The 17,867-nt window shown below is 71.3% G+C and carries 20 protein-coding genes; 12 read left to right on the top strand and 8 right to left on the bottom strand.

What is annotated here, in order from left to right:
• Positions 1-2 precede the first annotated feature (2 nt).
• The 5 genes from V6R91_RS20060 (at position 3) to pucL (ending at position 3,258) form a co-directional block, all read left to right on the top strand.
• Complete coding sequence (locus V6R91_RS20060; RefSeq protein WP_336396683.1) at positions 3-917, top strand: HpcH/HpaI aldolase/citrate lyase family protein; 915 nt, start codon at positions 3-5, stop codon at positions 915-917.
• Between the two features lie 36 nt (positions 918-953).
• Positions 954-1,427, top strand: a complete 474-nt coding sequence (gene bcp / locus V6R91_RS20055; RefSeq protein WP_336396682.1) for a thioredoxin-dependent thiol peroxidase — start codon at positions 954-956, stop codon at positions 1,425-1,427.
• 109 nt (positions 1,428-1,536) lie between these two features.
• Positions 1,537-2,034: a 2-oxo-4-hydroxy-4-carboxy-5-ureidoimidazoline decarboxylase gene (gene uraD, locus V6R91_RS20050; protein ID WP_336396681.1), complete on the top strand. Its 498-nt coding sequence runs from the start codon at positions 1,537-1,539 to the stop codon at positions 2,032-2,034.
• Positions 2,031-2,357 (top strand): hydroxyisourate hydrolase, encoded by a 327-nt coding sequence (uraH, locus tag V6R91_RS20045; RefSeq protein ID WP_336396680.1) that lies wholly within the window; start codon positions 2,031-2,033, stop codon positions 2,355-2,357. The genes uraD and uraH overlap by 4 nt, the downstream gene beginning before the upstream one ends.
• A 1-nt stretch (position 2,358) precedes the next feature.
• The gene (gene pucL / locus V6R91_RS20040) at positions 2,359-3,258 is read left to right on the top strand and encodes a factor-independent urate hydroxylase (RefSeq protein WP_336396679.1); all 900 of its coding nucleotides are present in this window, start codon (positions 2,359-2,361) and stop codon (positions 3,256-3,258) included.
• 52 nt (positions 3,259-3,310) lie between these two features.
• Here the strand turns inward: pucL and V6R91_RS20035 are convergent, their stop codons facing one another.
• Together V6R91_RS20035 and msrB are read right to left on the bottom strand one after the other, a co-directional pair.
• Positions 3,311-3,847 carry a nitroreductase family protein gene (locus tag V6R91_RS20035; protein WP_336396678.1) on the bottom strand — a complete coding sequence of 179 codons (537 nt, stop codon included), beginning with the start codon at positions 3,845-3,847 and terminating at the stop codon, positions 3,311-3,313.
• Positions 3,847-4,263 (bottom strand): peptide-methionine (R)-S-oxide reductase MsrB, encoded by a 417-nt coding sequence (gene msrB / locus V6R91_RS20030; protein ID WP_336396677.1) that lies wholly within the window; start codon positions 4,261-4,263, stop codon positions 3,847-3,849. Before msrB ends, V6R91_RS20035 begins: the two co-directional genes overlap by 1 nt.
• A gap of 126 nt (positions 4,264-4,389) precedes the next feature.
• On the opposite strand from msrB, the gene V6R91_RS20025 reads away from it, so the two are divergent.
• The 5 genes from V6R91_RS20025 (at position 4,390) to groL (ending at position 8,476) form a co-directional block, all read left to right on the top strand.
• Entirely contained in the window at positions 4,390-5,424 is a 1,035-nt protein-coding gene (locus tag V6R91_RS20025) for a DUF2332 domain-containing protein (protein ID WP_336396676.1), read from the top strand.
• A gap of 9 nt (positions 5,425-5,433) precedes the next feature.
• The gene (locus V6R91_RS20020; RefSeq protein ID WP_336396675.1) at positions 5,434-5,682 is read left to right on the top strand and encodes a DUF3263 domain-containing protein; all 249 of its coding nucleotides are present in this window, start codon (positions 5,434-5,436) and stop codon (positions 5,680-5,682) included.
• 65 nt (positions 5,683-5,747) lie between these two features.
• Positions 5,748-6,317 (top strand): LytR C-terminal domain-containing protein, encoded by a 570-nt coding sequence (locus V6R91_RS20015; protein ID WP_336396674.1) that lies wholly within the window; start codon positions 5,748-5,750, stop codon positions 6,315-6,317.
• A 150-nt stretch (positions 6,318-6,467) separates the two neighbouring features.
• Positions 6,468-6,668 carry a cold-shock protein gene (locus V6R91_RS20010; protein ID WP_336396673.1) on the top strand — a complete coding sequence of 67 codons (201 nt, stop codon included), beginning with the start codon at positions 6,468-6,470 and terminating at the stop codon, positions 6,666-6,668.
• Positions 6,669-6,856: 188 nt separating this feature from the next.
• Positions 6,857-8,476, top strand: a complete 1,620-nt coding sequence (gene groL, locus V6R91_RS20005; protein WP_336396672.1) for a chaperonin GroEL — start codon at positions 6,857-6,859, stop codon at positions 8,474-8,476.
• Positions 8,477-8,551: 75 nt separating this feature from the next.
• On the opposite strand, the gene V6R91_RS20000 is transcribed toward groL, so the two are convergent.
• From V6R91_RS20000 to V6R91_RS19990, 3 genes are all read right to left on the bottom strand, one after another.
• Positions 8,552-8,839, bottom strand: a complete 288-nt coding sequence (locus V6R91_RS20000; RefSeq protein ID WP_336396671.1) for a WXG100 family type VII secretion target — start codon at positions 8,837-8,839, stop codon at positions 8,552-8,554.
• A 141-nt stretch (positions 8,840-8,980) separates the two neighbouring features.
• Complete coding sequence (locus V6R91_RS19995; RefSeq protein WP_336396670.1) at positions 8,981-10,477, bottom strand: sensor histidine kinase; 1,497 nt, start codon at positions 10,475-10,477, stop codon at positions 8,981-8,983.
• Between the two features lie 282 nt (positions 10,478-10,759).
• Entirely contained in the window at positions 10,760-11,452 is a 693-nt protein-coding gene (locus tag V6R91_RS19990) for a response regulator transcription factor (RefSeq protein ID WP_336396669.1), read from the bottom strand.
• 206 nt (positions 11,453-11,658) lie between these two features.
• On the opposite strand from V6R91_RS19990, the gene V6R91_RS19985 reads away from it, so the two are divergent.
• Complete coding sequence (locus tag V6R91_RS19985; protein WP_336396668.1) at positions 11,659-12,879, top strand: NAD(P)/FAD-dependent oxidoreductase; 1,221 nt, start codon at positions 11,659-11,661, stop codon at positions 12,877-12,879.
• 6 nt (positions 12,880-12,885) lie between these two features.
• Here the strand turns inward: V6R91_RS19985 and V6R91_RS19980 are convergent, their stop codons facing one another.
• Positions 12,886-13,434, bottom strand: coding sequence for a TetR/AcrR family transcriptional regulator (locus V6R91_RS19980; RefSeq protein ID WP_336396667.1), 549 nt, complete (start codon positions 13,432-13,434; stop codon positions 12,886-12,888).
• A 75-nt stretch (positions 13,435-13,509) separates the two neighbouring features.
• On the opposite strand from V6R91_RS19980, the gene V6R91_RS19975 reads away from it, so the two are divergent.
• Complete coding sequence (locus V6R91_RS19975; RefSeq protein WP_336396666.1) at positions 13,510-14,382, top strand: alpha/beta fold hydrolase; 873 nt, start codon at positions 13,510-13,512, stop codon at positions 14,380-14,382.
• 36 nt (positions 14,383-14,418) lie between these two features.
• On the opposite strand, the gene V6R91_RS19970 is transcribed toward V6R91_RS19975, so the two are convergent.
• Positions 14,419-16,077, bottom strand: a complete 1,659-nt coding sequence (locus V6R91_RS19970; RefSeq protein ID WP_336396665.1) for a DNA repair helicase XPB — start codon at positions 16,075-16,077, stop codon at positions 14,419-14,421.
• A gap of 71 nt (positions 16,078-16,148) precedes the next feature.
• The gene (locus V6R91_RS19965) at positions 16,149-17,867 is read right to left on the bottom strand and encodes a helicase-associated domain-containing protein (protein ID WP_336396664.1); all 1,719 of its coding nucleotides are present in this window, start codon (positions 17,865-17,867) and stop codon (positions 16,149-16,151) included.

The following is a 17,867-nucleotide window of genomic DNA, read 5'->3' as shown; positions in this document are numbered from 1 at the left end:
ACATGTCCGCAGATCCCTACGGCGGTGGCCCCGACCTCCTCGACGCCGACACCGACCTCCGCAGGCCGGTCGCGACGCGTCCAGGACGCCACCGTGCCGTCGACCCCGCCATCGCCCGGTCCTGGCTGCTGGTGCCCGGCACCCGTCCCGACATATTCGACGACATGGCGGCGTCGCGGGCCGACGCGGTGGTACTCGACATCGAGGACGCCGTCGACCCCAGCAAGAAGCCGCAGGCCCGGGCGGACGTGGTCGACTGGCTGCGGGCGGGGGGACGGGCGTGGGTGCGGGTCAACGACGCCGCGAGCCCCTTCTGGTCGGACGACCTCGCAGCGCTCGCCGGCATCCCGTCGCTCCTGGGCGTCATGCTGGCCAAGACCGAGTCGCCCGACCAGGTGACGAGCTCCTTCGACCGGCTCGGCGGCAACGCGCCGGTGGTCGCCCTCATCGAGTCGGCGATCGGCATGGAGGACGCCGCCCACATCGCCCGCGCACGCGGCGCCTTCCGGCTCGCGTTCGGCAGCGGCGACTTCCGCCGCGACACGGGCATGAGCGCGGATGCCGAGGCGATGGCGTACCCGCGCGCCCGTCTGGTCGTCGCCAGCCGCGTCGGCGACCTCCCCGGTCCCATCGACGGGCCGACGGTGGGCACCAGCATGCCGACGCTGCGCGAGCACTCCGCGATCACGGTGTCGATGGGCATGACGGGGAAGCTGTGCCTGGCCGCCGAGCAGGCGCCCGTCATCAACGAGGTGATCTGCCCGACGCCGAGCGAGGTGGAGTGGGCGTTGGACTTCCTCGCCGACTTCGAGGGCCGCGGGCGCGTCATCCGCGACGGCAGCGACTTGCCGCGTCTCGGCCGTGCGCAGAAGATCGAGAAGCTGGCTCTCGCGTTCGGCGTCCACCCGACGTCGTGAGCCGCCACCGAGCAGAGAGCGAAAGGGACGTACGACATGACTGAAGGCAATCGGCTGAGCGAGGGCGCACCGAATCCGGGCTTCGCGCTGCCCGACTCCACCGGTGCCGCGGTCCGGCCGGAGGACTTCGCCGGGCGCCGCCTCATCGTGTACTTCTACCCGGCCGCGTTCACCCCGGGCTGCACCACCGAGGCCTGCGACTTCCGCGACAACCTCGCCTCGCTGCAGGCAGCAGGGGTCGCGGTCGTCGGCATCTCGCCGGACTCGGTCGAGCGGCTGGCGGAGTGGGCCGAGGCCGAGCGGCTCGAGTTCCCGCTGCTGTCCGACGAGGACCACGCCGTCGCCGAGGCGTGGGGTGCGTGGGGACCGAAGGTGGTGAAGGGCCAGGAGCGCATCGGGCTCATCCGCTCGACCTTCGTGCTCGCACCCGACGGAACGATCGAGTCCGCTGAGTACGGCGTCGACCCGAACGGGCACGTCGACCGGCTCCGCGCGCAGCTCGCGGCCTGAGGCGCCGCGCCGCGATCCGCTCCTCGTCGCGCCGGATCCCTTTCCCGCGATGCTGGACGCAGGCCCGCCGCCGCGACACGATGGCTCGTGAGACGGCGAAGGGCGGGCGATGGAGCTCGAGGAGTTCAACCGGCTCGACGCGCGGTCGGCGGCCGAGCTGCTGCGACCGTGCCTCGACATCGATCGGTGGGTGCACGCCGTCGTCGCCGGCCGCCCGTACCGTGACCTCGCGGCGGCGGTCGAGTCCGCCCGCACGGCGGCGCGGCCCTGGACGACGGCCGAGATCGACCGCGCGCTGGCACGTCATCCGCGGATCGGCGAGCAGGCGGGCGGCGCGGATGCCGAGGCCGCACTGTCGCGTGCCGAGCAGGCCGGCGTCGGGACGGCGTCCGCCGATGTCGCCGCGGCGCTCGCCGCCGGGAACCGGGCGTATGAGGCGACGTTCTCACGCGTGTTCCTCATCCGTGCAGCCGGTCGGAGCGCCGAGGAGATCCTCGAGGCGCTGCAGGAACGACTGACGCATTCCGAAGCCGAGGAGATCCCGGTGATCGCCGAGCAGCTCCGGCAGATCGCCGCCCTCCGGATGGAAGGGATCCTCACCGCATGAGCCACATCACCACCCACGTCCTGGATGCCTCGACCGGCAGACCCGCCTCCGGGGTCCGCGTCTCCCTCGCCACGGGCGACGGCGTCGGGATCGCCGCCGACGTGACCGACGAGCGCGGGCGCGTCGCCGAGCTGGGACCCGAGCGGCTCGAGCCGGGCGCGTACCGGCTGTCCTTCGCCATCGGCGACTACTTCGCAGCCTCCGGGCGGGAGACGTTCTACCCGGCGGTGTCGATCGACTTCAGCGTCGCCGACGCCGACGAGCACTACCACGTGCCCCTGCTGATCAGCCCGTTCTCGTACTCCACGTATCGCGGGAACTGAGATGGAGGACAGCGCGTTCGTCCTCGGTGCCAACCAGTACGGCAAGGCGGAGGTGCGGCTCGTCCGCATCGACCGGGCGACCCCGCGCCACGAGATCACCGATCTCACCGTGACCTCGCAGCTGCGCGGGGACTTCGAAGCCGCTCACGTCCGCGGCGACAACGCGCGGATCGTAGCCACCGACACCCAGAAGAACACCGTCTACGCACTCGCCCGCGACGACGTCGGATCGCCGGAGGCCTTCCTGCTGCGGCTGGGCCGTCACTTCACGGGAAGCTTCCCGTGGGTGAGCGGCGGGCGATGGGAGGCGGAGCAGGCCGCGTGGAGCCGGATCCCGGTGGGCGGCGAGGGGCACGAGCACTCGTTCGTCCGCGGCGGGACGGAGACCCGCGTGGCGGTGGTCACGATCGACGGGCGCGACGAGACGGTCGTCGCGGGACTGCAGGACCTCGCCCTCCTGAAGACGACGGGGTCGGAGTTCCGCGGCTTCCCGCGGGACCGCTTCACGACGCTGGCCGACGTGACCGATCGCGTGCTGGCGACCCGCGTGAGAGCGCGATGGCGGTACAACCGACTCGACGTCGACTTCGACCAGACGTACGCCGACGTGCGCCGGGTCCTGCTGGAGACCTTCGCCCAGACGCATTCGCTGGCACTCCAGCAGACGCTGTTCGAGATGGCACGGCACACCCTGGCCGCGCACTCCGAGATCGACGAGGTGCGGCTGTCGATGCCGAACCTGCACCACTTCGCCGTGGACCTCAGTCCCTTCGGGCTCGACAACCCCGGCGAGGTCTTCTTTCCCGCCGACCGTCCGTACGGGCTCATCGAGGCGGCGGTGCTGCGCGAGGGCGCCGACGGCGATCATCCCGCGTGGCGCGGCATGGCCGGCTTCTGCTGAGCGGATGCCTCCGCCGGCCTGGTGAGCGGCGCGGCGGGGCGTGGCATCCGTGTCAGGGCATGCGGGTGACGAGCCTGCGCGCGTCCACCGTCTTGCGCCGCTCGGGACGCGACGTGCGGGGCTTGCCTCCCACGTAGAGCCAGCCCAGCAGCTCCTCGTTCTTCTTCAGGCCGTGCGCCTTGGCCACCGCCTTCGCGCGGGTGTAGTGCCCGGTTCGCCAGATCACGCCCCAGCCGGCCTCGTCGAGCAGCAGGCTCAGCATGTGGGCGACGCCGGAGGCCACCGCCTCCTGCTCCCATCGCGGCACCTTGTGGCTCTTGCGATAGCTCGCGACGACCGCCACGAGCAGTGGGGCGCGCAGCGGCTTGGACGAGACGCCCTTGTCGCCCTGCGCCTTGTTGATCGCACGGCCGAGCCGCTCTCTGTCGTCGCCGCGCAGCTCGATGATCCGCCACGGCTGCAGCGAAGAGTGGTCGGCGACGCGGCCCGCCGCGGCCACGAGCTCCAGCAGCTGCTCGTGCGTCGGCGCCTCGTCGGTGACCTTCGACCACGAGCGCCGCGCGAGAGCGGCATCGAGGGCGCCGGGCATCAGGCCTGGACCGGACCGTCGCCCGGCGTGAAGTTCAGCGAGATCGAGTTCATGCAGTAGCGGTCGCCCGTCGGCGTGCCGAAGCCGTCGGGGAAGACGTGTCCGAGATGCGAGCCGCAGTTCGCGCAGCGCACCTCGGTGCGCACCATGCCGTGGCTGCGGTCCTCGATGAGGTCGACCGCCTCGGGCCGGATCGACTCGTAGAAGCTCGGCCAGCCGCAGTGCGAGTCGAACTTCGTGCCGCTCTGGAAGAGCTCGGCGCCGCACGCCGCGCACGTGTACAGGCCGGCACGGCTCTCATCGAGCAGTTCACCCGTCCAGGGTCGCTCCGTCCCGGCTTCTCGCAGCACGGCGTACTGCTCGGGGGTCAGTTCGGCGCGCCACTCGGCGTCGCTCTTGTCGACGGCGTAGGTCATGGGTCCCTCCTCTGCCGCGGATGCGGCACGCAGTCCATTCTTCCGCAGCATGACGAGGCGCGGTCGGTGCCCGCTGGGGGAACCCCCAGAACTGCGAGGCATCCGCCGATCCGCCAGGATGGCGGGGTGGCGGACCAGAACCGGGACCAGGATGCGGCCGACGTCGCGGAGCGATACGCGCGGTTCGCCCGAGACGAGGCGCCCGGCCGCTCCGCGCTGTACGCCCAGTGGGCGGCGGGCGTCGCCGCGGACCCCGCGACGGCGGCCGTCCTCGCCCGGATCCCTGCGACGCGGCGACAGCCGCCCCTCGTCTTCGCCGTCAGCCGCATGCTCGGCGCCCCGGAAGCGGGGTTCCCCGCCTGGGCGGAGTGGCTGCAGGTGCACGCGGACACCGTCGTGGCGGAGGCATCCCGTCGCCGACTGCAGACCAACGAGCCGCAGCGGTGCGCGGCGCTCCTTCCCGCGCTCGCGGCCGTCGAGGGCCCGATCGCCCTTCTCGAGGTCGGCGCGAGCGCGGGGCTCTGCCTGTACCCGGACCGCTACTCCTACCGATACCGCACCGAAGGGGCGGTCGTGGCGCTCGATCCGGTCGACGGACCGTCGACCGTGGTGCTGGACTGCGAGGTCACCGGCGACGTGCCGTTGCGGATGCCGGACGTGGTGTGGCGCGCGGGCCTCGATCTCGAGCCGCTCGACGCCGGCGACCCTGCGGACCGCCGCTTCCTCACGAGTCTCGTCTGGCCGGGGGAGCGCGGACGCGGCGGCAGGATCCTCGCCGCGCTCGACATCGTCGCCGCCGACCCTCCGCTGCTGCGCGCCGGGGACGCCGCCGACCCCGACACGCTGCGCGCCGCCGCCGCCCTCGCGCCGCCGGAGGCGACGCTCGTGGTGACCACGCCGGGCGTGCTGCCCCACATCGCCCGCCCGGAGCGCGAGCGCCTCGTCGAGACCGTGCGGGGGCTGGACGCCGTCTGGGTCACGATCGACCCGCCCGGCCTGCACTCCGCAGCATCCTGGGCGTGGCAGCCTGCCGTCGACCCTGCGACCTGGGGCGGGTTCGTCCTCGGCGTCGACGGCCGCGCGCTCGCCGCCGTCGATCCGCTCGGCGCGTTCGTGCGCTGGCGCGCGTCGCGCCACGGAGAGACGGATGCCGCGGGCTAGCGTGGACGCGTGCCTCTGACCGACCGCGACCGCGCCATCCTCGACTTCGAGGCGGAGTGGCGCCGCCACGCGGGGGCCAAGGAGGAGGCGATCCGGGCCGACCTCGGCATCTCACCCGCGCGCTACTACCAGCTGCTCGGCCGTCTGATCGACACGGCCGACGCGCAGGAGCACGACCCGATGCTGGTGAAGCGCCTGCGGCGCCTGCGGGACGCGCGGGTGCACGACCGCGCGGCGCGCGCCGCCGACGCCCGCTGATCGCCCGGCGGGGTCGCGGGTCCGCCGGTCCTGAACACCCCGCGTTCGCCCGGTAGCATCGTCGGGTGCCGACCACGAGCTTCCCCCGCGATCGTTTCGACGACGTGCCGGAGACGGACCGCGTCGGCGCGCACCGGGCGGAGAACCCGCGCATGCGGGGCTGGGTCGTGCTGCTGTGGGCCGCGCTGGCCACCCTCGTGCTTATCGCAGTCGGCATCTTCGGCACCCTGATCGCCTCCGGCCGCATCGAGCTGGCACCCACCCCGGTGCCGACCGTCGAGCCGGTTCCCGAGGTGACACCGGTTGTCGACACGACCTACGCGGTGATGATCCTCAACGCGACTCCCGAGCAGGGGCTCGCCACCCAGCTGAAGGACGTCGTGGTCGCCGCCGGGTGGGCCGACGATGCCGTGACGGCGGGAGAGGCGGGCTCCGAGGACTTTCCGACGACCACCGTCTTCTACAGCGCCGCCGCCGACGAGGCCGCGGCCGCCGGCCTGGCGGAGGTCATCGGGGGCGCCGCCATCGAGCAGAGCGACGCGTACCCGTCGACCTCGCCCGACACGCCGCAGCTGACCGTCGTCGTCGGCCTGGACCGCACGGCCGCAGGACAGACGCCCGCCCCCACACCCTGACGCGCACCGCTCTGCAGCGCTCGCGCGGGAGTGTGTTTCGCGCCGGTAAACACTTGTGTGCCGGCGTGTCAACAAGTGACGAATCGCCCGATCGGCGTCCGCGCGCCTGCATACGATGAAGCCCAGCAACGCCGGCAACAGGAGAAACGCATGACCCAGGGCACCGTCAAATGGTTCAACGCCGAGAAGGGATTCGGCTTCATCACCGTCGCCGACGGCCAGGACGTCTTCGTCCACTACTCCAACATCGACATGACGGGTTTCCGCGTGCTCGAGGAGGGGCAGACCGTGGAGTTCACGGTCGGGGCGGGTCAGAAGGGTCCTCAGGCCGAGGCGGTGCGCGTCGTCTGAGCCCTCGGCTCAGCGCCCGACGCTGACGACACCCGAGACGGAGTGCCTCACGGCACTCCGTCTCTCTGCGTTTCGGCATCCCCTTCCTGCGGCTTGCACTCGGTAGGGTCGAGTGCCAGAATGATTTAGCACTCGTCTTCATTGAGTGCTAATTCCCAAAGCCAACGTTCCGGAGGGACGACACACACATGGCAAAGATCATCGCTTTCGACGAGGAGGCCCGTCGCGGCCTCGAGCGCGGCCTCAACATCCTGGCCGACGCCGTCAAGGTGACGCTCGGCCCGCGCGGTCGCAACGTCGTGCTCGAGAAGAAGTGGGGCGCCCCCACGATCACGAACGACGGTGTCTCGATCGCCAAGGAGATCGAGCTGGACGACCCGTACGAGAAGATCGGCGCGGAGCTCGTCAAGGAGGTCGCCAAGAAGACCGACGACGTCGCCGGTGACGGCACGACCACCGCGACCGTCCTCGCTCAGGCGCTCGTGCGCGAGGGTCTGCGCAACGTCGCAGCCGGCGCCGACCCCATCTCGCTCAAGAAGGGCATCGAGAAGGCCGTCGCCGCCATCACCGCCGAGCTGCTCGAGTCCGCCAAGGAGGTCGAGTCCAAGGACCAGATCGCCGCCACGGCGTCGATCTCGGCCGCTGACCCGGAGATCGGCCAGCTCATCGCCGAGGCCATCGACAAGGTCGGCAAGGAGGGCGTCGTCACCGTCGAGGAGTCGCAGACCTTCGGCACCGAGCTCGAGCTCACCGAGGGCATGCGCTTCGACAAGGGCTACATCAACCCCTACTTCGTCACGGACCCGGAGCGCCAGGAGGCCGTCTTCGAGGACCCGTACATCCTCATCGCGAACCAGAAGATCTCGAACATCAAGGACCTTCTGCCCGTCGTCGACAAGGTGATCCAGGACGGCAAGGAGCTCGTCATCATCGCCGAGGACGTCGAGGGTGAGGCTCTCGCGACGCTCGTGCTCAACAAGATCCGCGGCATCTTCAAGTCGGTCGCCGTCAAGGCTCCCGGCTTCGGCGACCGTCGCAAGGCGCAGCTGCAGGACATCGCGATCCTCACCGGCGGCCAGGTCATCACCGAGGAGGTCGGTCTCAAGCTCGAGAACGCCACCCTCGACCTGCTCGGCCGTGCGCGCAAGGTCATCGTCACCAAGGACGAGACCACGATCATCGAGGGTGTGGGCGACGCCGCTGCGATCGAGGGTCGCGTGACCCAGATCCGCCGCGAGATCGACAACACCGACAGCGACTACGACCGCGAGAAGCTCCAGGAGCGTCTTGCCAAGCTCGCCGGCGGCGTGGCCGTCATCAAGGCGGGTGCGGCCACCGAGGTCGAGCTGAAGGAGCGCAAGCACCGCATCGAGGACGCCGTTCGCAACGCGAAGGCGGCCGTCGAGGAGGGCATCGTCCCCGGTGGTGGCGTCGCCCTGATCCAGTCCGGCAAGAAGGCGCTCGACGCCCTCGAGCTGACGGGTGACGAGGCGACCGGCGCCAACATCGTGCGTGTCGCGATCGAGGCTCCGCTGAAGCAGATCGCCCTCAACGCCGGTCTCGAGCCGGGCGTCGTGGCGAACAAGGTGTCGGAGCTCCCCGCGGGTCACGGCCTGAACGCCGCCACGGGCGAGTACGGCGACCTGTTCGCGCAGGGCATCATCGACCCCGCCAAGGTGACCCGCTCGGCGCTGCAGAACGCCGCGTCGATCGCCGGTCTGTTCCTCACGACCGAGGCCGTCGTCGCCGACAAGCCCGAGAAGGTCGCGGCCCCGGCCGGCGACCCGACCGGTGGCATGGACTTCTGACCACGTCCACGACCGCGTAGCGTCTCCACAGAACGGCCCCTCCGCTTGGAGGGGCCGTTCTGTGTTCTCCGGGGGTCAGCGGAACATGCTGGTCGCCGCGAGCTCGGTGTCGGCGTACTGGCGCGCGGCGGACGCCAGTGCGGCGTTGATCTGCGCCAGCGACTCCTCCACCTGGCGCTGGGTTGCGCGCCACTGCTCGACGACGCCCGCGAAGGCGGCGGACGCCGCTCCCGTCCACGACGACTGCAGCTGCGTCAGCTGGGCCAGCATCGCGTCGGATTCGGCCTGGAGCCGGTCGATCGTGCCCCGCACGGAGGTGGTGGAGGCGAGGATGGTGTCGCTGTCGACGGTGAAGACGGCCATGGGTGCTCCTGATCGATGTGCGGTGGCCGGATGCCGAACCCGCCGTGCCCGCAACGCTAAGCGCGCGGCACGGGGGGATGTGCGGCATCCGCCCTCATCTGTGCATCGGGCGTCGCGGGGCCGGGATGGGGAGGAGCCCCGTCACTCCGAGGCGTCGGCGAGGCGGGCGAGCGGCTGCGTCGGCGTATCGAGGTGCTCGGCGGCGTCGCGGATGTCGGCCAGCGGGAACGACACGCGGAAGGTCGCTCCGCCTCCGGGGGTGTCGACGACCCCGACCGAGCCGTGCAGCGCCTCGACGATCGACGCCACGATCGACAGCCCGAGGCCCGAGCCGCCCGTCTCGCGCGTGCGCGACGTGTCGGCGCGCCAGAAGCGCTGGAAGATCTTCTCCTTGATCTGGTCGGGCACCCCCTCGCCGTGATCGACGACCTCGATCCAGCCCATGTGCGCCCGTGCGTCGATGCCGACCCGCAGCTCGATGGGGGAGTCCTCCGGCGTGAAGCGGCGCGCATTGCCGAGCAGGTTCGTGACGACCTGCCGGATGCGGTTCTCGTCTCCCAGCACGATCGGCGCGAGGGCGCCGGCGCGCGGCGAAGGCTCCGATTCGGGCAGCACGGACGGCATCTCGCTGGACCCGTTCGCGCTGGAGGCCGGGACGGGCTTCGGGCGTCTCCGCAGCAGCGACAGCGTCGCGCCTGCCCGCGAGATCGCCGACGGGCCGCCGGTCCGCCGCTTCGCGTCGGGGTTGACGGCGTCGTCCTCCTCGTCGGGTGGGAGCGCGGGCTCCACGATCGTGGTGTCGATCGTGGTGACCGGGCGTCGGGGGGAGGCGGCCCGCACATCCAGAGCGGCGTCACGGGCGATGGGTCGCAGGTCGACGGGAGCGATGATCACGTCGCGCCGTTCGTCGAGACGCGCCAGCGCGAGCAGGTCCTCGACGAGCAGGCCCATGCGCACGGCCTCCTTCTCGATGCGGTCCATCGACTGGGCGACGTCGTCCTCGCCGCGCACCGCGCCCATGCGATAGAGCTCGGCGTACCCGCGAACGGTGACCAGCGGCGTGCGCAGTTCGTGGCTGGCGTCGCCGATGAAGCGCCGCATCTGACGCACCGTGGCATCGCGCTGCGAGATCGCGCTGTCCACGCGATCGAGCATCGCGTTGATGGCGGTCTTGAGCCTGCCGACCTCGGTCGTGGTCGGTTCGATGTCCGTCATGCGCTGGCTGAGGTCGCCCGCCGCGATCGCGTCGGCGGTCGACTCGACCTGACCGAGGCTGCGGAACGTGAGGGTGACGAGGTAGCGGGTGGCGACCGCGCCGACGACGAGGATGACGAGCGCGAGGATGCCGTAGATGCCGATGTACTGGGCGACGATCTGGTTGCTGGGCGCCAGCGGCAGCGCGACGAGCTGCGTGTAGTAGTCCGAGACGCTCTCGATGAGATACAGGTCGGTGCTCGCGAGATACGTGTTGCCGGTCTCGGCGTTGGTGAGCGGGAAGGTCGACACACCGCGGATGGTGACCTCCTCGATGGTCATCACCTCGGGGAAGTCGGGGGGAGGCCCGCCGTTGCCGCCGGCGCTCGTCTCGAAGGCGCCGTCGGGACCGTAGATCGCGACGAAGTACGACGGGGAGGGCACATCGGTCTTCTTCGTGAACCGCGGGCCGGTCGCAGTGATCTCGATGTCGAAGAGCGTGCTGGCGACATCGGTGGCGGCCAGCTGCTGGGTCTGCTCGTCGACGCTGGCGACCAGGGCGTTGCGCAGGAAGACCGCCGTGCCGAGTCCGGCAGCGAACAGGCCGACGGCCAGGAGCGCGACGGTGACCCCGGTGACCTTCGCGCGCAGACTCGTGCCGCGCCACCACCGGGTGACCGCATCGGGCTGGTGAGCCAGGTCGCCCCTCCGTTTCCGGGTCCGCCGTCAGGCGGTCTTGCCGGCCTTCAGCATGTAGCCGAAGCCGCGCTTGGTCTGGATGAGCGGCTCGGACGAGTGTGGGTCGATCTTGCGGCGGAGGTACGAGATGTAGCTCTCCACGATGCCGGCATCGCCGTTGAAGTCGTACTCCCACACGTGGTCGAGGATCTGGGCCTTCGACAGCACCCGGTTGGGATTGAGCATGAGGTAGCGCAGCAGCTTGAACTCGGTCGGGCTGAGGTCGATCGAGACGTCCCCGACCTGCACGTCGTGCGTGTCCTGATCCATGGTCAGCTCGCCCGCCCGGATGATCGACTCCTCGTCGGCCTGCATGGTGCGCCGCAGGATCGCCTGGATGCGTGCGACGATCTCGTCGAGGCTGAAGGGCTTCGTGACGTAGTCGTCGCCGCCCGCGTTGAGTCCGGTGATCTTGTCCTCGGTCTCGTCCTTGGCGGTGAGGAAGAGGATCGGGGCGGTGTATCCGGCTCCGCGCAGACGCTTGGTGACGCTGAAGCCGTTCATGTCGGGCAGCATCACGTCGAGGATGATGAGATCGGGCTCCTCTTCGAGGACGGCCGAGATCGTCTGCGCGCCATTCGACACGGCGCGGACCTGGAACCCGGCGAATCGCAGGCTCGTGATCAGCAGGTCGCGGATGTTCGGTTCGTCGTCCACGACGAGGATGCGCGGTGCGGTCATGCCCTCATTATGTCGGCGGATGCCATGGGATGTCTGGATATCGCTCCCGAGTCCGGCTTCCCCGCGCGCCCGGCACCGAGGAGCGCCCCTTGAACAAGCGGGCGGGCAGGGGGAGCATGGCGATCACAGACCCGCGCGCGCACGCTGCCGCAGGCCACGGGGGACGAAGGCCCGCCGCGCGATGCGACCGTGCTTGAGGAGGCATCATGGCGCACTTCGTGATCGTCGGAGGCGGGCTCGCCGCGGGCAAGGCCGTGGAGCGGCTCCGCACAGAGGGTTTCGACGGCGACGTCACGGTCGTGACCGCGGAGCGGCATCCGCCATATCAGCGTCCGCCGCTGTCGAAAGGGTATCTGCAGGGGGTCGAGGGGCCGGATGCGGTCGTGCTGCACCCCTCGGAGTGGTACGCCGACGGGATGGCGGATCTTCGCACCGGCACCGTCGCGGTCGCTGTGGAGCCCGGCGACGGGCGGGTCGTGCTGGACGACGGCACGACGCTCGCCTTCGATGCTCTGCTCCTGGCGACGGGGTCGTCGCCGCGACGCCTCCCGCTCGAGGGCGCCGAGCTGCCCGGGGTGCGGACGCTCCGCACGCTCGACGACGCCGATGCGCTCGCGGCCGACCTGCGCGACGGCGGCAGACGGCTCGTGGTGATCGGATCCGGATGGATCGGGATGGAGGTGGCGGCGACCGCGCGGACGCTGGGCAACGACGTCACGGTGCTCGAGCGTGGCGAGGTTCCACTGGCTTCGGCCATCGGTGCGGAGATGGGGGCCGTGTTCCGCGACCTCCACCGGGCCCACGGCGTCGACCTCCGCGCCTCCGTCGGCGTCGACCGGATCCTCGGCGGCGACCGGGTCACCGGGGTGGTCGTGGGCGGCGAGGAGGTCGCAGCAGACCTCGTCGTCGTGGGCGTCGGCGCGTCACCGAACCTCGCGCTCGCCGAAGAGGCCGGCATCGCCGTCGACAACGGCATCCTGACCGACGCGGGTCTGCGCACCGACGCCCCCGGCGTGTACGCGGCCGGCGACGTCGCCAACGCGTTCCACCCGGGTATCCGGCGTCGGCTCCGCAGCGAGCACTGGGACAACGCCCTCAAGGGCGGCGCCGTCGCGGCGCGATCGATGCTCGGGATCGAGGCATCCCACGATTCCATCCCGTACTTCTACACCGACCAGTTCGACGTGTCGATGGAGCTGTCGGGCTATCCGCCGCTGATGCGGGATGCCGAGCTGGTCGTGCGCGGCGATGCGGAGGCGAGGCAGTTCATCGCCTTCTGGGTGGGTGAGGACACGGTGGTGGGCGCCATGAGCGTCAATGTGCCGAAGACCACCAAGACCGTGCAGGCGCTGATCCGCTCGGGCGATCGGGTGGATCGCGAGCGGCTGCGCGACGAGAACGTGCCGCTGGAGGGGCTCCTCGGCTGAAGGTCGTCAGTCCAGGCACGCACGTACCGCGCGCTCGACGACCGGCCGGACCTCGGCATCCGGATCGACCGTCACGCGGTGCAGGACGAGTCCGTCGCCCGCGGCCATCAGCGTGCGGACGGCCTGATCGGGCGCGTTCGCCCCCACGCGCGCGAGGATCGCCGTGGTCCACTCGACGTACGCGCGGCGCTGGTCCAGGAGCGGGGCGAGGAGCTCGGCATCGCCGGCGCCCTCGAGGAACAGGGCGTAGCGGGCCCGCGTGCGTTTCGCGAGCGGTCCCGTCTGCCACTCGATCAGGGCGCTGAGCGCCTCGACCAGCTGGCCGGGCGTCTCCACCGGGGATGTGCCGCCGGCCGCGAACTCCGCCCGCTCGGTCTCGGCGAGCCACGCCACGACCCCCGCCACGAGCGCATCGCGAGTGCGGAACCAGTTCGACGTGGATCCCTTCGGCAGACCCGCGCGCTCGTCGACGCGCGCGTGGGTCAGCGCCCGGATGCCCTGTTCGCCGACGAGTGCGAGCGCGGCGTCGAGTGCTCGCTCGCGTGTCGATGCCATGATCCCGACTGTAGGCGACACCGACCTACTATAGAAGTAGTGACAATCCACTATGAAAGTAGTAACCTTCGTCGCATGACCGATATCGCCGGCATCCGCTCGTCGATGGTCACCGCGAACGGACTGCGTATGCGCGTCACGGAGGCCGGAACGGGAAGGCCCGTGCTCATGCTGCACGGGTTCCCCCAGAGCTCCAGGGAGTGGGCGCCCGTCATGGCGGCGCTGTCGGATCGGGCGCGGCTCCTCGCGCCGGATCTGCGAGGAGCGGGGGAGACCGACGCGCCGAGCTCGGGCTACGACTCCGAGACGGTGCAGCGCGATGTCATCGCACTGCTGGACGAGCTGGGTCTGGAGCAGGTCGATCTCGTCGCCCACGACTGGGGCGCGATCGTCGGATTCGATCTGTGCCTGACGCATCCCGAGCGGGTGCGGAGGTACGTCGCCATCGCGGTGCCCGCCCCGTATCTGCGCATGAACAGCGGGCTCGCGCTCGGGCTGATGAAAGCACTGCCGCACCTCTGGTTCCAGTGGGCAGTGGCCACCCCCGGCCTCGGGCCCGCCCTGCTGTCGCGGGGTCGGCAGCGGCTCGCGAACTACATCCTCCACGCCTTCCAGGTGCGCCCGAAGGCGGAGGCCGACGAGGCGGCCTATCTGCGCGCGCTGGCCGATCCGGCGCGCGCCCGCGCAGCGTCCAAGCTGTACCGCGGACTGATACTCCCCGGTTTCATGAGGGCGGTGAACGGCTCCTACCGCGGGCGGGTGCTGAGCACGCCGACGCTGGTGCTCTTCGGCGCGGATGACGGGCTGCTCCCCAAGGATGCGCTCGAGGTGAGTCCCGACGACGCCCCGCACACGACCATCGAATACGTGCCCGGCGGCGGGCACTATGTCGTCGACGAGAATCCCGCCGAGGTGGCGCGGCGCATCGGCGAGTTCCTCGGGGTCTGATCGGAAAAGGGCCGGCCTGTCCTTGGATGAGGCCGCTCAGGCCGCGAGGGAGTGCGCGTCCAGGATCGTGTAGGCGTAGCCCTGCTCGGCGAGGAACCGCTGCCGGTTCTGCGCGAAGTCCTGGTCGACGGTGTCGCGCGCGATGAGCGTGTAGAAGCTGGCGGTGTGGTTCGACTGCTTCGGGCGCAGGAGCCGGCCGAGGCGCTGGGCCTCCTCCTGGCGCGACCCGAACGAGCCCGAGACCTGGATGGCGACGGATGCCTCGGGCAGGTCGATCGAGAAGTTCGCGACCTTCGACACCACGAGCACGGAGATCTCGCCCACACGGAAGGCCTGGTACAGCTCCTCGCGCTCGTCGACCGGCGTCTGCCCGGTGATCTTCGGGGCGTTCAGCGCCTCGGCGAGCACGTCGATCTGATCGAGGTACTGCCCGATGATGAGGATGCGCTCGCCCTCGTGCCGCTCCACGAGTTGACGCACGACGCCGATCTTCGCCGGCGCCGTGGCGGCGAGACGGTACCGCTCGTCGTCGGCCGCGGCGGCGTACTCGAGGCGGTCGCCGGCCGGCAGGTCGACGCGCACCTCGTAGCAGACGGCGGGGGAGATGAAGCCCTGAGCCTCGATCTCCTTCCACGGCGCGTCGAACCGCTTGGGGCCGATGAGGCTGAAGACGTCGCCCTCGCGGCCGTCCTCGCGCACGAGGGTCGCCGTCAGGCCCAGCCGTCGCCGCGCCTGCAGGTCGGCGGTGAGCTTGAACACCGGCGCCGGCAGGAGGTGCACCTCGTCGTAGACGATCAGACCCCAGTCCAGGGCGTCCAGCAGCGCGAGGTGGGCGTACTGTCCCTTCCGCTTCGCGGTGAGGATCTGGTAGGTCGCGATCGTGACCGGCTTGATCTCCTTGACCTGCCCCGAGTACTCGCCGATCTCCTCGGGGGTCAGCGACGTGCGCTTGAGCAGCTCGTCGCGCCATTGGCGCGCGCTGACCGTGTTCGTCACGAGGATGAGGGTCGTCGTCTTCGTCTCGGCCATGGCGCCCGCGCCCACGAGGGTCTTGCCGGCGCCGCAGGGGAGCACCACGACGCCGGACCCGCCGTCGGTGAAGATGTCGACCGCCTGCCGCTGATACGGCCGCAGTTCCCAGCCGTCTTCGGCGAGGTCGATGGGGTGAGGCGTCCCCGGCGTGTAGCCGGCGAGGTCCTCGGCCGGCCAGCCGATCTTCAGCAGCTCCTGCTTGATCTGGCCGCGGGCCCACGCGTCGACGACGTAGACGTCGGGGGAGGGGTGGCCGATCAGCAGCGGCTGGATGCGCTTGTTCTTCGACACCTCCGCCAGGACCGCCGCATCCGTCGATCGCAGGATCAGCTCGCCTCCGCTGCCGTCCTCGGCGACCGGGGTGCGCTCGATGACCAGACGCCCGTACCGGCCCACCGTCTCGGAGATGTCGATCGAGACCGACGGGGGCACCGGGAACCGCGACCACCGGTCGAGCGTCGCGAGCATGTCCTGCGCGTCGTGCCCGGCGGCCCGTGCGTTCCACAGCCCGAGCCGCGTGATGCGGTAGGTGTGGATGTGCTCGGGGGCGCGCTCGAGCTCGGCGAAGATCGCCAGCTCGTGGCGGGCGCTCTCGGCGTCGGGATGTGCGACTTCGAGGAGCACCGTGCGGTCGCTCTGGACGATGAGGGGGCCGTCAGCCATAACGAGCTAGTTTACCGGCGCCCCGGGCGGGACGGGCGTGACGGCTCGGAGGGCGAAGCGGATGCCGCGACTCACGCGACGCCGACGCTGACGATGCTCGACACGGGCAGGGTGCGTTCGATGTCGGCGGCGCGGTCGCGTCCGCGCAGGCGGCCGCCGCCGAGCCCGGCCGCCTCGAGGGTGAAGGAGCGCTCCGCGCCGTCAGGCATGCGCACCACCACGATGATCTCGGCGCGGCTGCGCACGGCCTGCTCGAGCTCGCGCTCGAGCCACCCCGCCTCGCCGTCCGTGCCGTGCCCGCCGCGGAGGATGGCGATGAGTCGTGCGTACGCCTGCTCCGCCGTCGCCGCGGGTTCCGAGGGCGTGCCCGAGGTGCGCCGGTGGATCGACTCCGGGCGTCCTGCCGCATCGAGCGCGATCACCGGATACCGGGCGTCTGCGAGCGTCCAGTAGACCGCGTCCCTGGCCACGCGCGAGGTGAGGGCCTCGCCGTCGGGCACGAGTCCGAGCGGACGAAGCGCCTGATCGATCGCGATGGCGTCGAGCAGGCTCGCGTCGGGACTCTCGACCCGGGTGCGGCCGGTACCCTCGTGGGCGCGCACACGCACCATGCCGTGTCGTGCTGCCGTGCTCTCGATCAGGTACTCCAGCGGCTGGGGGATCCCGGTGAGCGACAGCGAGGCGAGGAAGGCCCGCATCGACTCCGCCGTCTCGCCCTCGGTCATGCCGGCGGCGAGCGACGCGGCGGTGAAGCGGTAGGTCGACGCCTGCGCGCGCGATTCGCGTGCGGCCATGGAGCGCAGCCGGAGGTCGAGTGCGGGCGCGAGCGGCCCTGGCGCGATCGCGGTGAGATCGGCCTGAAGATACACCCTGTCGATCTCGGCGGGGAGGTACGGCGCCATCGTGGCGGCGTCGGCCGCGTCGCCCGCGCGCAGCGCCGCCGTCCAGGGGAACTCGGCGGCGCCGGCGGGGTCGAACAGGCCCCAGCGCACGCCGAGGCGGTGGAGCTCACCGGCGCGCGCCGGCCAGTCCGGGTCGAGCGGGTACGCCGTCGGCCACGAGGCGGGCGAGGCGAATCCGCCCGCCGGGGTGCGCAGCCCCGCGGGCAGGCTGGCGCGCAGCCCCTCGGCGATCGCCTCCCACCGCTGCGGAGTGGGCGCCTCCAGCCACCGCTCGCCCAGGTCGGTCACGACCCACTCGCGGTCGTGCGCGACGGCGAGGCCCGCTCCCGCGGCGGAGGTCAGCAGATCCTCGAGGTCGTCCGAGAACTCGATGGCCCCGGCATCCATGAGCCGGCGGCGGTCCGCCGCGCTCACCGGACCGGCGCCCGTCCGCGCGAGAGGGGCGTGCAGACACGCGAGGAGCACGTCGGCGAGGGAGCCGGCCGTCGTGAACGCCCGCTCTGCGGCCCCGGCGGAGGATCGCGGCTCGGCGGGCGCCGGCTCGCGCTCGTCGGCGGCGGGGGTGAACGCCTCGGGGGAGGTGGCCGCCGCGGCGGCCACCCGTTCGGCCACCACCGCGTACGGCGCACCGTCGGCGTCGACGAGCGCGAGGAGCGACGCTGTGCCGTCGGCCCGGCTTCGCCCGTCCCGCAGGGCGATGAGATCGCGGCGGTCGAGGCGGGTCAGCGCACGGTCGACCGATGAGGACTCGAGCAGGCTCTCCGCGGCGTCGAAGAAGTCGTGCCATCCGGCCTGGGCAGACACGCCACGTGCCGCGAGCGTCGCCGCGAGCGCGGCATCCCCGAGATCGGCGAGTCGTGTCGCGAGTGCGCGCGCGTCGGAGACCAA

The sequence above is a fragment of the Microbacterium sp. CCNWLW41 genome, from assembly GCF_037083505.1.
The sequence above is the reverse complement of the archived record's forward strand: the minus strand, read 5'-3'. Positions and strand labels throughout refer to the sequence as shown.